The organism is Lacipirellula limnantheis (genome assembly GCF_007746075.1).
Lineage (GTDB): Bacteria > Planctomycetota > Planctomycetia > Pirellulales > Lacipirellulaceae > Lacipirellula > Lacipirellula limnantheis.
The window spans coordinates 4459018-4472307 of sequence record NZ_CP036339.1 but is presented as its reverse complement, the minus strand read 5'-3'; the positions used below and the strand labels follow the sequence as shown (position 1 = coordinate 4472307).

The following is a 13290-nucleotide window of genomic DNA, read 5'->3' as shown; positions in this document are numbered from 1 at the left end:
TCTAAGGCGAAGCAGACGCTCGCTAAGGAGCCCCGCGGGTTCACCGAACCTTCGCTTCGGTTCGCTACGCGGCAGTCCGCTTCCGGCGGATCGCGGCGATGCCCGCGGCGCCGCAAGCCAGCAGCCCCAGCGTCGCAGGCTCCGGGACCAGGCCCGCGCCGGCCTTGATGCCGAGGCCAGCTTCGCTCTCGTAAGCCCAGTCCTTCACCAGGAACGTCTTCGCAGCATTGTTAACGTCGACGCGGACCCAACCGTAATAGGTGTTGCCGCCGGCTGGAAAACTTAGCCCGATATACGCATCGGTGACGTTGTTGAACTGAGCATTGGGGTTCGCGGCGCCGTAGGCCATCGAGCCGGTGAATGACGGTCCGGCGGTCGTGGAATCGATGGTCGCCCCAGCCGAGAGCGCCGAGACATAGGCGAGGCCAGACGTGAATCCGACGAGCTTGCCCGGAAAGAAGTTGACGCTGGCGCCTTGGTAGGGGCCGCCGCCAAAGTTGTAATTCTTCAACAGGATGTCGTTGAAGGCGTCGCCGTCGAGGTTCAGATCTTGGCTATTTCCCGAGGCGATGCTGATGTTTTGCGGCCCCGAGTACACGATGGCGGCATCAGCGACGTTGGTCCCCATCGAGGCCGCGGCCCCGGCGGCAAGGGTGTAGGCCGTGCGCAGCGTTCGCGACGGCTGCGAGGAAGGGGAAACGGATTGTTCAACCTGCATGAGCGTTACTCCACACGATTCAAAGGTGCGATTCCAACACGCCCATTCGCCTACCAATCGCCGCCTAAAGCGAATGTGAGGGCTTCCCGCGGTTACGGGACCTTTCGAGTATAGAAACAGAAGGACAGGACTTCAACAAATTGGCCCGTTTTTCACGATACGGCGCCTTCTGAGTGGGCGTTTTCGCGACGCGGACCGAAATCGCCGCAAACCCAGCCAAGGGACGGCAGCGGCGGCCACTAGCCACGTCGTCGGCTCCGGAACCGTCGTCGCTACGAAGGCCGCATTTCCGGGCGCCGAGCCGCTACCGCCAAAATTAGCCTGCCAAGCTGCCAAATCCGCGGTGCTGTATTCAGCTCCCGCCCCCCGCTGCCAGATCAACAGATCGGCGCCATCGACGTCCCCATCGAGATCAAAATCCCCCGCGATCGGCGGCGTGACGGCCAGCGGCTCGACGCCAATGGCCAGCTCATATAATTGCGTCAGAGCGCCGCTTCCGGAGATCCGTACGAAGTACTCTCCCGGGTTCGCAAGCGGTACGTCGACGAGTGACTCGGCAGCGCCGAGCGGCTGGCTACCGGCGCTCTGCAATAAGGTCGGCACATCGTTAACGAGCGCGTAAAGCTCCAAGCTGAGGTCATTCAGTTGCGCCGCGTTGGTCGTCGAGTAAGCCGACGACGAACCCCCGATGCGCTCGTTGTAACTCACTCCACGGGGCGTCAGCGTCAGATCGACGAGCGAAGGGTCGACGGTCGTAAACGAGAAATAATCGACGTCGCTTTGATTGGCGATGCTGACGAAATCAGCTTCAGACGGCAGCACAAGCGTTCCCGTTGCACTGTGGGTCCCGATCGTCAGCGAACTTCCAGTATTGATGCCCCCGAGCGGGGTTGCCTGGTCGATCGAACCATTGCCGCCCGCACCCGCGAGACGCTCGAACTTGTCGCCGTACAGCGACTGCACGCCGCGAACGTCGTCGAGCTGAGGCCCGTCGAACGCGTTGTTCGAGAAGCCCTCCATCAAGAACGCGGCGCTATTTGAATCGACGTGCCCTAGACCCAGGGAGTGACCTATCTCATGGGTCAATGTATTGCGCAGCGCTCGATAGTTGTTCGATGAGTTGCCAAAGTACGTTGAGTCGCCGGTATCGATGGTTAGGTCTGCGTTTGGGATAAATCCGGCTTGGGCGTTCGTTCCGCCAATGCCGTCGAGGAACTTGCCGGCCAGCCGCACGTCTCCGCGCACGCCCAGGGCGCCGGCAAAGTTGCCGTGGACGGCGCCGTCGTCCACCGGCTCATAAAGAAACGTTAAGCCGCTCAGCTCAGTCCAGCGATCAAACGACTGCTCGACCAGTCCAAACCATGGTCGAAGCGATAGGTCGGGTCCGCCGCCCCCGCTGCCGTACAATCCATCGAAGAACGAGATCAGGTTGCTGCTTCCGCCGGGTGAGAGCGAGGCGCCGTCGGCGACGATGCTCCAAGTAAGCGTGACGGGGAAGCCCGCGGGCGTCGTTGCCGCATCGGTCGCCGTGGTCGTCCATCGACCGTTTGCGTAGAACGCATCCGCGACGTCGCTCCAGGCAATCAATGCGCAGTAGCCAACGAAGCACCGGCAGGCGACCGCCAGACAGCTGTAGCGGGTGGTGAGCGAACTGACAAATCGTGGCGACACGCCTTTACTATATCAGCCGATGTCGCGCGAAGCGAAGCGATTGAGGGGCTTCAGGAGCTCACATTTTGCCGAGCCAAGGCGCGAGGCAATCGGCGGCAGAAATTGGTGCAAGTTTGCGATCGCCCGATCGGCAGGAACGATGGAAAAGAAAAAAGGCCCCGCTCACGAAAGCGAGCGGGGCCTGTTGATCGTTCCGGCGTTAAGAGGATCGCCGATTAGGCCTGCTTGCGGCTCCGAGCGCAACCGAGTCCGCAGAGCGCCACCCCAGCGAGGACCAGGGTGCTCGGCTCCGGGATGTTGTCCGGCGTTGGTACGATGGTGATGACGAAATCGTTCTTCGTCACCGACGCCGTGCTCGTTGGTTGGCTGATCGACACCAGCGAGTTGTTGATCACCACTTCCGCGCGCGTCGCACCGACCATGAACGGCACGCCGAGCGTCGTCAGCTGAGCGTCAACATCGATGAGAACGCTCAAGTTCCATGGTTGTGCGAGTCCAGGATTCGCCACCAGATTCTTCGCCAGCGATGCGTTGCCAATCATGGTAATTGGCGCCACCGCGACGCCATCGACTTCGGTGACCTTGACGTTCAGGATGGCGCCGACCGCAATCTGGGTCGCGGCATTGCCAACGCCGAACAAATTGTACAGGCCGCCTTCCGACAGATTGATCGAGCTGATGGCGACGTCGTTGCCGTTCACGTCCTGGCCGTGAACCGCAAAGTTCAATTGACCGTCGGTGATGTCCGCCGCCCCGCCCGTCGAAGACGAGGTGAAGCTGGTCGGATTGAAGTCGAGCCCAGTGGCAAACGGAGCTGGTACGTCGTAGAGCGGAACCCCGTCCGTGCCGGAGGATTCGATGACGTTCAAGAAGGTGATGCCCGGAGCGACCGGACCAAAGTTGCCGTAGTTGATCGACGCCGCCTGAGCCAACGTCGTCCAGCAAAGAGCGCAAGTCACGGCGACCGCGGTCGCGCCCCACTTAGTGAATTGTCCGGTTCTCTTGAACATTAGACGCTTTTCCTCGTTGTGCGGCCGGGTGCGAATCAATAGAGATGAGCCAGGGGAGTCGCTTCAGCCGGCGTGCCGGCGGAATCGAGACCCTGAAAGCCGATTGTAGGCAGCCATTTCAACGACTGCAAACAGACGGAGAGCACGCCAGGCAAAAATGGGCAGAAAACCCCTCCAAGTCTGCGCAAAGTGCAAAGAAAGGGCGGCTCCCGCCACTCGACTTCGGAGCGTCTGGCGCGAAACTTAAGGTTACGTAATACACGCTCTTCTGCATCCGCCTCGTATTTCGGCATCCGTATGCATGACGACGCAACATACATCTGCGCTAACTGCGGCGAGGAGATTGTCATTCCGATCGACTTGGCGGCGGGCCATTCGCAGAGCTACGTCGAAGACTGCCCCGTCTGCTGCCACCCGCAGGTGATTCACATCGAGCTCGATGACGATGGCTCCGCTAATGCCTGGGGCGAAGCCGAGTGAAGCGCGGTGCAGCGGCACTCAACCAACGGGCTGGATCACCAATGAGTGCCAGCCGGTCGTGTACGTTTCGAACCCCGGCGCTTGCGCGTGCCCGATGCAGCACTTCTGACCTAGATGATCCGCGGTGACGAAATTCTTTCTTTCCGCCAGAATTTGGGCGATGTCGGACAGCCCGAGCGATTCTTGAAGCTGCTTTCCCCAAGAATCGGCTAGCAGCGCCCCGTCACCGTCGGTGATGACGCAGCGCGTCGCGGCCCGCTCTTCCTCAGCGATCGGCGCGTCGACCATGATCGTCTGCGCGAGCGCTTCCCAATTGAAGACGATTCCGAGCACGCCTAGCAGTTTGCCGTTGGCGTTCCCCTCCTGTCTCACGCCACAGGAATAGACCAACGACGTCTTGCCGTCTACGAGTCGTGAGCGGTGGGCGGTCTGGAACCCAAACTCGTCGCCCGAACGGCTCGCCGCCGCCTCGCGAAACCAAGCTTCACCGGCTTGCTCCATGCCGACCGATGCGTACTCGTGCGGGCGGCCGTTGGCGACAACGCGACCCGAGAGGTCGCAAAGTACGAGGTCGTAGTAGACCGTATAAGCATTCAAAATGACGCCGAGGCGCTGGCTGGCGTGTCGCCGCGATTCCGGACTCGGGTCGGCAAGGGCGTCAACGACGCTTTGATCGGTCGCCCACCACCGAACGTCGCAGGTCCGTTCGTAAAGACAGCGATCAATCAGGTCGATGTTGGTCAGCGCGATGTCGCACAGCCGCGTGCCGCGCACCTTCGTGCCCAGGACATGCGTTAACTCGTCGATTACCCGCTTGGTTTGATTCGCCAGCGACTCCGCAGCCTGGGCCGTCTTGCCGGAAAGATCCTGCATTTCTTGCGCGACAACGCCGAACGCGGCGCCTGCGACGCCGGCGCGCGCTGCCTCGATACGGGCGTTCAGGGACAACAGTTTTGTATTGGAATTGATATCGCGAATGTCCTGTATCGCCGCGTTGAGCGACTGAGATAGGTCCCCTAATAAATCGGTGAAACTGCCTTCGCGCGGCTCGTCGCCCTCATTCGTAGCGGCGACGCCATCGAGGCTGACGATTGGTTCGTGTGTAACGGCGGCAGGCATGTTCAGTTCCGCACCGGCGGCTCCGGACTGATGAAAATCGAACTCACGGGGAAAACTAGCTTTCGCATTGTGGCTTTCCACTCGTTTGCTCAGCCGATCCACGTTTTTCGCTGACGGTCGGCGCAAAGATACGGGTTACGCCGGTCGCCATCCGCGCATGTGGCGCTGCGTCAACTACAATCTATTGGACCAGTGGACCTCCGCCTTGGCTTTGAAACGGCTTGCTATGGCTCAACCTCTTATTCCCGGGCGCCAAGCTCCAGTCAACTTGGCGGATTTCGATCCGCGCTACGTCGCTGGCAGCTGGAACAAGCTAACCGCTCAGGAACGAATCGCGGAGAACACCGCCATTTCCGGCGAACTCGCGTACCGGCTTTACGCCGAGAATAGGCGATCCGTCCTGTTGGTGCTCCAAGGGATGGACACATCCGGAAAAGATGGCACGATTCGCGCAGCCACGACGGGCATCAACCCGCTCGATTTCAGCATCGCGGCATTCAAACAACCAAGCGTTGAAGAACTGGATCACGATTTCCTATGGCGGATCCACAAGGCGACCCCCAGCCGCGGCCGCATCGGCATCTTCAACCGGTCCCACTACGAAGACGTCCTTGTGGTACGCGTTCACAAGCTTGTCCCAAGGTCGGTGTGGCGCGCCCGCTACGAAGCGATCAATGGATTCGAACGACATTTAACCGCCAATGGCACGACGGTGCTGAAGTGCTTCCTTCATATCAGCAAAGACGAGCAACGCCAACGACTCGAAGCCCGTCTCGCCGATCCGACGAAGCGCTGGAAGTTCAGCAAGGCGGACGTCGAGGAACGGAAGCTGTGGGACGACTATCAGCAGGCGTATGAAGACGCCCTCACTCGCTGTAATACCGAGTACGCTCCCTGGCACGTCGTTCCCGCGGATCGGAAGTGGTATCGAAACTTGGTGGTGAGCAATTTGCTCCGCGAGACGCTGGAGAAAATGGATCCTAAGTTCCCGCCGGAGGAGGAAGGTTTGGACAAGATCGTCGTCGCCTAGCGGGACGATCTGCCTTGCCGCTGCGCTCGCCACGCCCCATAATCCCCGGCATGAGCTCACCAGAACTTGCCGCGGAAGCGATCGATCAGCATCTCCCCTTGCCGACGGGTCGGCATATCGACTTCGACAAGCTTCCAACGCTTTATCATGATCCCAGCTTCTGGGGCATGACCGTCACTCAATTCTTGGGTGCTTTTAACGACAATCTCTTCAAGCAGATCGTGATGTTCCTGTCGGTCATCACGATCGGCGCCGCTGCGATCGTCGAGCAAGTTCCGCGAGGGGCCGCGCCACAGGCAAACGTAGCCAGTGGCGAAGCGCCGCTTGTCGACGCGCCGGCGGCCAAGAGTAAAGTCGAGGATCGGCAAGGCACCGCCGACATGATCTTCGGCATCCCTTTCTTGTTGGTCACCGGATATGCCGGTTTCCTCGCCGATCGATACGGGAAGCGGTCGATCATCATTTGGTGCAAGGTGGCCGAGGTCTTCATCATGGCCGCCGGCGCCGTCGCCTTCTATTTCTACGTGCCGGGGAACTTGGCGTTTCTCTACATTGTGCTGTTTCTGATGGGAACCCACAGTGGATTCTTTGGTCCGGCAAAATATGGCATTCTGCCGGAGATGCTCCGCCCGTCGGACCTTCCGCGAGCGAACGGGTTCATTCTGATGACGACCTTTCTGTCTATCATCCTTGGCGGCGTCGTGGCGGGCGTGCTGAAGGAGTATTTCGAGACGCAGCTGTGGCTCGCGTCGGTTGCGTGCATCTCGATCGCCTTGGTCGGCACCATTTCATCCCTTTGGGTGCGTCGCCTGCCGGCTGCCAATCCCGGGATGAAGTTCGAGTGGTCGTCGTTCACCGTTCCCCCCGACATGCGAGCTTTGCTCCGTGCCGATCGGCCGCTCTTGATGGCTCTCATCGTTTCGAGCCTCTTCTGGATGCTTGCCGGCATGGTGAAATCGGCCGTCACGGCGGCGGGGCTCATCGATCAGCAAGTCGGCGAAGTCGCCACGAGCTACCTGTTCGGCATCGTGAGCGTCGGCATCGCCGCCGGCGCCGCCATCGGCGGCCTTGCCTCCAAGGGAAAGGTCGATTTCCGCGTTCTCAAGGCTGGCGCTCTGGGAATGCTCATTTCGATGCTCCTGCTTGCGATCCCCAGCAGCGGCGATCCGGCCGATCTCATTGGCCCTGACGGCAGACTAACCCATCTGCCCGGCATCGGCGAGAGCCGCCAATGGATCGGCTACTACGGCGGACTCGCGACGCTCCTCTTTCTCGGAATCTCAACCGGCTGCTTCGCGGTACCGCTTCAAGTCTTCATGCAGCAGGCGCCCCCCGAGGGAAAGAAGGGACGCATGATCGCCGTCATGAATCAAGCCAACTGGGTCGGCATCGTTCTCAACGGCGTCGTCTACGGCTGGATCGCCGCCTTGATCGAAGCGAACGATTGGCCCCGCTGCACCGCATTCCTTTTCATCGCGGCTCTGATGCTGCCGATTGTGCTCTTTTATCATCCGAAGGATGAGACGAGCGGAACCGCAGCAAGCTAACTCTTTGCCGCTTCTTCGTTCACGCTAACGGGCTGTTCATCCGTCGGCGCCGATTCAGAGCCGGCGTCATTTGACTTCGCCTTCTCGGCGCCCGCGGCCGCGCCGTCGGCGGTGATCAGCTTCGCCTCGTCGAACTGCATGTCGACGAGTGCGGCAACGGCCTTTTCGCCGTCAAATTCCGTATCATCCACGGCCACTTTCGCGGTGAGGGCCTCGAGGTTGACCTCGACGTCTTTCACCCCCGGCTGCGCGGCCAAGATGCTTTCGACATGGGCGACGCACGACTCGCAGTGCATTCCCGGGACGCTGAAGTCGACCGTCGGGGCCCCCTCGGCGTTGAATTTGGCCAACGTCGCCTTCGTCTCCTCGGTCATCGCGACGTCGACTGACGAAGTACCGCAACCAGCCAACAACACTGCACCTAACCACGCTAACCGTTTCATCGCAAATCTCCTTTAATAGCTCTTATCCGCGTTCAGCTGCGTTCATCGGCGGTTGCGAAAGAAAAACGCTACTTCGCCGCCGGAGCCAGTTCGACCAGCTCGCCGTTCTTCGCCATCTCGCGAATATCCTGCGTGATCTTCATCGAGCAATACTTCGGCCCGCACATGCTGCAGAAGTGAGCGCTCTTGAACGTATCCTGCGGCAGCGTCTCGTCGTGGTAGCGGCGTGCGGTGTCGGGATCGAGCGCCAGCTCGAACTGTTTGTTCCAGTCGAACTCGAACCGCGCCTTCGAGAGCGCGTCGTCCCGATCGCGGGCGCCCTTGCGCTTCCGGGCGATATCCGCCGCGTGTGCCGCAATCTTGTAGGCGATCATCCCTTGCTTGACGTCTTCCTGCTCCGGCAGACCGAGGTGTTCCTTCGGCGTCACGTAGCAGAGCATCGCCGCCCCCGCCCAACCGGCCAGGGCCGCCCCGATGCAGCTGGTGATGTGGTCGTAACCCGGCGCAAAATCGGTAACCAGCGGCCCGAGCACATAGAATGGCGCCCCGTCGCAGACTTCGATCTGCCGCTCGACGTTCATCGCCACTTCGTCCATCGGGATGTGGCCCGGCCCTTCGACCATCACCTGCGTGCCGCGTGCCCAGCCGCGACGCGTGAGTTCGCCCAGCACATCGAGTTCCGCAAACTGGGCCTTGTCGCTCGCGTCAGCCAACGACCCGGGTCGCAGGCCGTCGCCGAGGCTCCAGGTGACGTCGTACTGGCGCATCACGTCGCAAATGTCTTCAAAATGCTCGTAAAGCGGGTTCTGCTTCTTGTGGGCCATCATCCATTTGGCAATCAGCGAACCGCCGCGGCTGACGATGCCGGTAGTGCGGCCCATTGTCAGGTGGAGGTGTTCCATCTTCACCCCGCAGTGGACCGTCATGTAGTCGACGCCCTGCTTCGCCTGATGCTCGACCATGTCGATGAAATGCTGCGCCCGCATTTCCTCGATTTCGCCGCCGAGTTGTTCGAGCATCTGGTAGATCGGCACCGTGCCGATCGGCACCGGCGAGGCTTCGATGATCGCCTTGCGAATGCCGTCGATGTTTTTGCCGGTCGAGAGGTCCATCACCGTGTCGGCGCCGTAGTGGACCGCGGTGTGGAGTTTCTCGAGCTCGCCGTCGATGTCGCTGGTGACGGCGGAGTTGCCGATGTTGGCGTTCACTTTGCAGCGGGCGGCGATGCCGATGGCCATCGGTTCGAGCCGACCGGCCGCGTGAACCACGTTCGCGGGGATGACCATCCGACCAGCCGCGACTTCGGCCCGAATCGTTTCCGCAGCGAGCGATTCGCGCTCGGCCACGTATTCCATTTCACGGGTGACGTGACCCGCGCGGGCATGCTCCAATTGCGTGATCGGTTCAGCCATCGAACGTTGAATCCTCGAAAGTCGGTCGCCAGGGCTTAAGACGTGGTCGCCGTGACGATGGAAATGCTGGAAACTCAAGCGGCCGTTGCACTTGGGGCCGACGCAACCGTTCATCGTATCGGTCCAAGGGCGAATGTCAATCTGCCGCCCGCGGCCGTTGCCGGCGAGACCGATCGCCCTTCTTCAATCAGTTCTTGACATTGCCCGCGACCATCAACGTCGCAACAATGTCCGCTATCCAGATGCCCGCCCGCGCTCAACGCAACATCGTGAAGCCCGCTCCCCGCACTATCGCCATCGGCGACGTCCATGGCTGCCATGTAGCCCTGGCGACGCTCGTCGACGGCCTGCAACTCACGCCGCACGACACGTTGGTGCTGCTCGGCGACGTGATCGACCGCGGCCCCGACAGTCGCGGTTGCATCGACCAGCTGCTCGCACTTCGCAAGCGCTGCCGTCTGGAATGCATTCAGGGAAATCACGAGCAGATGATGCTCGATTCGATCGACGGTCTGATGTCCATTCAGGAGTGGCTCGTTCACGGCGGAGCCGAGACGCTCGATTCATACGGCAAGGGCTTCGGTATCGGCGAGATCGAACCGGAACACGTCGATTTCATCCGCAGTTGGGGCGACGTTGTAGAGCGGCCGAGTCACTTCTTCGCACACGGGAACTACCTGGCGAGCCGGCCGCTCAGTCGCCAGCCGTGGCGCGACCTCCGTTGGCAATCGCTAAAGTGGCACACGCCTGAGGCCCACCTTTCGGGTCGCACGGCAGTGGTGGGTCACACCGCGAACAAGCAGGCCGAGATCCTCAATCTTGGCCACCTAGTCTGCATCGACACCTACTGCCACGGCGGCGGCTGGCTGACGGCGTTCGACGTCACCACGGGACGCGTCTGGCAAGCGAAGCAGACGGGCGAGTTCCAAGCGGCGGAACTGCCGCCGATCAAAACGCCGGCGGCCGTGCAGTTTTAGTGATGCAGGCGGCACACACGGTGTGCCGTGGTGAGCCCTCGCAAGAAATGGCCAACAGAAGCCCAACTGCGTTTCCGAATGCTGCTTCGATCCTCCAACCGTCCCCGTGGGACGGCCGACAACAGCCCAGCACTGCAAGTGCTGGGCTACTATCGAACTGTCCCTCTGGGACCAAGCACGATCCGCGTGAGCGAACGCTCCCGCCGCAAGAGACGCCGCGGCCCATGACAAAACAAATCCGCGTTCACCCGCCCAATCCGCGAAAATCGGCGTGCCACTGATCTCCTGATTCGCATCGCCGCGCGCCAATCGCTAAACTAGTGCCGGTCGCGTCGCCCCTTCTCCTTCCACCTCTCGCGGATGAGCGTCATGGTTCGCCCTTTCGTCAAGCTGTCGCTGCTACTCCTCATCGCCTTGCAACTTGTCGCATGGCAAACCGCCGCGGCCCAGGCAAAGTCTCCCGCCGAGTCGATGACGGCGGCGGCCACCGCGTTTCTCGCCGGTCTCTCTCCCGAACAGCGAAGCGAGACGATCGTCGCGTTCGACGCGCCGGAGCGGCGCGATTGGCATAACATCCCCAAGGATGACCGCAAGGGAGTCGAATTCGGAGAGCTTGACGCCGATCAGCAGAAGCTTGCCCTCGCCCTGCTCCGCTCGGCCCTGAGCGACGACGGTTACGCCAAGGCGCTCAAAATCATGGCCTTGGAGAACAATCTCCGCGAAGGAGAGAAGAACCTTCAGGGCGCGCCGCTGCGCGACCCCGAGCGCTATTACATCACCATCTTCGGCGAGCCGGGTGACAAGGGAACTTGGGGTTGGAGTTTTGAAGGGCACCACTTCTCGCAGAATTTGGTCGTCCGCGACGGCAAGGTCGTCGGCGACACGCCCAGTTTCTGGGGCGCCAACCCCGCGACGGTGAAGATTTTCGTCGAGGGAGGCCCGGAGGTCGGCACGCGCACGCTGGCCCAGGAAGAGCAGTTGGCGTTTGACCTCTTGGCGAGTCTCGACGCCTCGCAGCGCGCCGTGGCCGTCGTCGCTGACACGGCTCCCGCCGACTATCGCGGCCCCGGCCAGCCGGAACCGCCGCGCGCGGCGCCCGAAGGGATTCAGGCGTCGAAGCTTAGCGCTGCGCAGCGCGAGAAGCTTGCGGCCTTGCTCGCGACGTACTGCAGCAATCTTGCTCCGGAACTCGCGACCGCCCGTTTGGCGGAAATCGAAGCCGCAGGCGCCGAGCGCGTTCACTTCGCCTGGCTAGGCGCCGCGGAGCCGGGGGTGGGGCACGCCTACCGCGTGCAGGGGCCGACGTTTCTGTTGGAGTTGGTGAACATTCAATCGGACCCAGCCGGCAATCCGGCGAATCATATTCACTCTGTTTGGCGGAGTTTGCACCACGACTTCGGCGTGGCAACGGCCGCGAAGTAGTGAAGCCTTTGCAGCCGTTGGCTTCGCGGACAAATCATGAATCCTGAGGTCCCCTCCCCTTGAGAGGGAGGGAGCCGGAAAAGACTAAGACGCCGCCGCGGGTAGCACTTCGCGGGATGACGCCTCTTGGTATGGTGACCGACCCCCTGGCGGAGCCAGGGGCTGAAAATCCAGTTGCGAGCATGGACGAAATTGATGCCCTCGAAACCTCCAGCCGATGAGATTCTTACCGTCACGCAACTTTCAGCGCGGCTGAAAGGAGTAATGGAGGAGAACTTTCCGAGCGTCTGGGTCGCTGGCGAGATTTCAAACTATTCGCAGCCGCAGTCGGGGCACTGTTATTTCACGCTGAAGGATGACGGCGCGCAGCTGCGCGCGGTGATGTGGCGCAATACGGCGGCCCGACTCAAGCTCGCGCTGCACGACGGCATCGACGTCGTTTGTCGCGGGCGGCTCGATCTCTACCCGCCGCGCGGCAGCTACCAACTTGTCGTCGACGAACTCCAGCCCAAGGGGATGGGCGCGCTGGAACTTGCGCTGCGGCAGCGGCGTGAGAAACTCGCCGCCGAAGGGCTGTTTGATGCAGCCCGCAAACGACGGCTGCCGGCGTTTCCGCGCCGGATCGGCGTGGTGACCAGTCCGACGGGCGCCGCGATCCGGGACTTTTTGCAGGTGATGCACCGCCGGTGGCGCGGCGTCGAGGTGCTCGTCTTTCCTGCACGGGTTCAAGGCGACGGTGCGGCGGAGGAGATCGTCGCCGGCATTCGTGCGGCGAACAAAGTTCAGCCGCCGATCGACGTGCTGGTCGTCACTCGCGGCGGCGGGAGCCTCGAAGATCTCTGGTGTTTCAACGAAGAGTCGGTAGTCCGCGCGATCGCGGCGTCGAAGGTACCGACGATCTCCGGGATCGGTCACGAGATTGACGTGACGCTCGCCGATCTGGCGGCCGACGTGCGGGCCCTCACTCCCAGCGAGGCGGCCGAGCGCGTCGTCCCCTCGGCGGCCGACTTGAGCGATGCCGTGCGTAGCTTGCAGCATCGGCTGAGCACAGCCCTCTCGACGCGGCTAGCGCATTGCCGCCATCGGCTCGACTCCCTCGCCACCCGTCCGTCGCTATGCCGGCCGCTGGAAGCAATCCACCTTCGCGGTCGGCGCCTGGACGAACTTTCGCTACGATTGAAGTCGGCGTCGCAGGGCGTGCTGCGCGATCGTCGCGCTACGCTTGAGACGATGGCCGGCAAGCTTGAATCGCTCAGTCCGCTGGGCGTCCTTGGTCGCGGCTACAGCCTCACCTTCCGTGAAGGGGAGTCGAAGCTGATCACCTCGGCGGAGAAGCTGAAGCCAGGACAGCGCATTGTCACCCGGTTTCAACAAGGCTCGTCCGTCAGCGTGGTCGAGCAGATTGAAGGTTAGATCTGTTAACCACAGAGCCACAGAGTTCACAGAGGAAGACAAAGAGAA

General features: G+C 61.7%; 12 protein-coding genes. 6 read left to right on the top strand and 6 right to left on the bottom strand.

Translation table 11 applies throughout. From position 1 onward, the window contains the following. Nucleotides 1-64: 64 nt before the first annotated feature. From I41_RS17260 to I41_RS17250, 3 genes are all read right to left on the bottom strand, one after another. Entirely contained in the window at nucleotides 65-718 is a 654-nt protein-coding gene (locus tag I41_RS17260; RefSeq protein ID WP_145434151.1) for a PEP-CTERM sorting domain-containing protein, read from the bottom strand. A gap of 132 nt (nucleotides 719-850) precedes the next feature. Then, complete coding sequence (locus I41_RS17255) at nucleotides 851-2389, bottom strand: matrixin family metalloprotease (protein ID WP_145434150.1); 1539 nt, start codon at nucleotides 2387-2389, stop codon at nucleotides 851-853. A gap of 215 nt (nucleotides 2390-2604) precedes the next feature. Next, nucleotides 2605-3399 carry a PEP-CTERM sorting domain-containing protein gene (locus tag I41_RS17250; RefSeq protein ID WP_145434149.1) on the bottom strand — a complete coding sequence of 265 codons (795 nt, stop codon included), beginning with the start codon at nucleotides 3397-3399 and terminating at the stop codon, nucleotides 2605-2607. Nucleotides 3400-3696: 297 nt separating this feature from the next. Here I41_RS17250 and I41_RS17245 point away from each other — a divergent pair, with 297 nt between their 5' ends. After that, nucleotides 3697-3879, top strand: a complete 183-nt coding sequence (locus tag I41_RS17245; protein WP_145434148.1) for a CPXCG motif-containing cysteine-rich protein — start codon at nucleotides 3697-3699, stop codon at nucleotides 3877-3879. An 18-nt stretch (nucleotides 3880-3897) separates the two neighbouring features. Here the strand turns inward: I41_RS17245 and I41_RS17240 are convergent, their stop codons facing one another. Continuing rightward, entirely contained in the window at nucleotides 3898-4998 is a 1101-nt protein-coding gene (locus I41_RS17240; protein ID WP_145434147.1) for a cache domain-containing protein, read from the bottom strand. Between the two features lie 226 nt (nucleotides 4999-5224). On the opposite strand from I41_RS17240, the gene I41_RS17235 reads away from it, so the two are divergent. Further along, nucleotides 5225-6028 (top strand): polyphosphate kinase 2 family protein, encoded by an 804-nt coding sequence (locus I41_RS17235; protein ID WP_210420980.1) that lies wholly within the window; start codon nucleotides 5225-5227, stop codon nucleotides 6026-6028. A gap of 50 nt (nucleotides 6029-6078) precedes the next feature. Then, nucleotides 6079-7575 (top strand): MFS transporter, encoded by a 1497-nt coding sequence (locus I41_RS17230; RefSeq protein ID WP_145434146.1) that lies wholly within the window; start codon nucleotides 6079-6081, stop codon nucleotides 7573-7575. On the opposite strand, the gene I41_RS17225 is transcribed toward I41_RS17230, so the two are convergent. Then, on the bottom strand, nucleotides 7572-8018 hold the full coding sequence (locus I41_RS17225; protein WP_145434145.1) for a heavy-metal-associated domain-containing protein: 447 nt from the start codon (nucleotides 8016-8018) through the stop codon (nucleotides 7572-7574). The genes I41_RS17230 and I41_RS17225 overlap by 4 nt on opposite strands. 68 nt (nucleotides 8019-8086) lie before the next feature. Next, a complete protein-coding gene (gene thiC / locus I41_RS17220; protein WP_145434144.1) occupies nucleotides 8087-9430 on the bottom strand; it encodes a phosphomethylpyrimidine synthase ThiC in 1344 nt (447 codons plus the stop codon). A gap of 227 nt (nucleotides 9431-9657) precedes the next feature. Between thiC and I41_RS17215 the strand changes: the two genes are divergently transcribed. The 3 genes from I41_RS17215 (at nucleotide 9658) to xseA (ending at nucleotide 13242) form a co-directional block, all read left to right on the top strand. Continuing rightward, the gene (locus I41_RS17215; RefSeq protein ID WP_246133693.1) at nucleotides 9658-10407 is read left to right on the top strand and encodes a metallophosphoesterase family protein; all 750 of its coding nucleotides are present in this window, start codon (nucleotides 9658-9660) and stop codon (nucleotides 10405-10407) included. Between the two features lie 369 nt (nucleotides 10408-10776). Continuing rightward, the gene (locus I41_RS17210; RefSeq protein ID WP_168206969.1) at nucleotides 10777-11829 is read left to right on the top strand and encodes a DUF3500 domain-containing protein; all 1053 of its coding nucleotides are present in this window, start codon (nucleotides 10777-10779) and stop codon (nucleotides 11827-11829) included. A 195-nt stretch (nucleotides 11830-12024) separates the two neighbouring features. Next, on the top strand, nucleotides 12025-13242 hold the full coding sequence (gene xseA / locus I41_RS17205; RefSeq protein WP_145434142.1) for an exodeoxyribonuclease VII large subunit: 1218 nt from the start codon (nucleotides 12025-12027) through the stop codon (nucleotides 13240-13242). Nucleotides 13243-13290 lie beyond the last annotated feature (48 nt).

Coding starts and splice junctions, on each gene's coding strand:
- I41_RS17260 (WP_145434151.1), bottom strand. CDS start 718: ATGCAGGTTGAACAATCCGTTTCCCCTTCCTCGCAGCCGTCGCGAACG.
- I41_RS17250 (WP_145434149.1), bottom strand. CDS start 3,399: ATGTTCAAGAGAACCGGACAATTCACTAAGTGGGGCGCGACCGCGGTC.
- I41_RS17245 (WP_145434148.1), top strand. CDS start 3,697: ATGCATGACGACGCAACATACATCTGCGCTAACTGCGGCGAGGAGATT.
- I41_RS17240 (WP_145434147.1), bottom strand. CDS start 4,998: ATGCCTGCCGCCGTTACACACGAACCAATCGTCAGCCTCGATGGCGTC.
- I41_RS17235 (WP_210420980.1), top strand. CDS start 5,225: ATGGCTCAACCTCTTATTCCCGGGCGCCAAGCTCCAGTCAACTTGGCG.
- I41_RS17230 (WP_145434146.1), top strand. CDS start 6,079: ATGAGCTCACCAGAACTTGCCGCGGAAGCGATCGATCAGCATCTCCCC.
- I41_RS17225 (WP_145434145.1), bottom strand. CDS start 8,018: ATGAAACGGTTAGCGTGGTTAGGTGCAGTGTTGTTGGCTGGTTGCGGT.
- thiC (WP_145434144.1), bottom strand. CDS start 9,430: ATGGCTGAACCGATCACGCAATTGGAGCATGCCCGCGCGGGTCACGTC.
- I41_RS17215 (WP_246133693.1), top strand. CDS start 9,658: ATGTCCGCTATCCAGATGCCCGCCCGCGCTCAACGCAACATCGTGAAG.
- I41_RS17210 (WP_168206969.1), top strand. CDS start 10,777: ATGGTTCGCCCTTTCGTCAAGCTGTCGCTGCTACTCCTCATCGCCTTG.
- xseA (WP_145434142.1), top strand. CDS start 12,025: ATGCCCTCGAAACCTCCAGCCGATGAGATTCTTACCGTCACGCAACTT.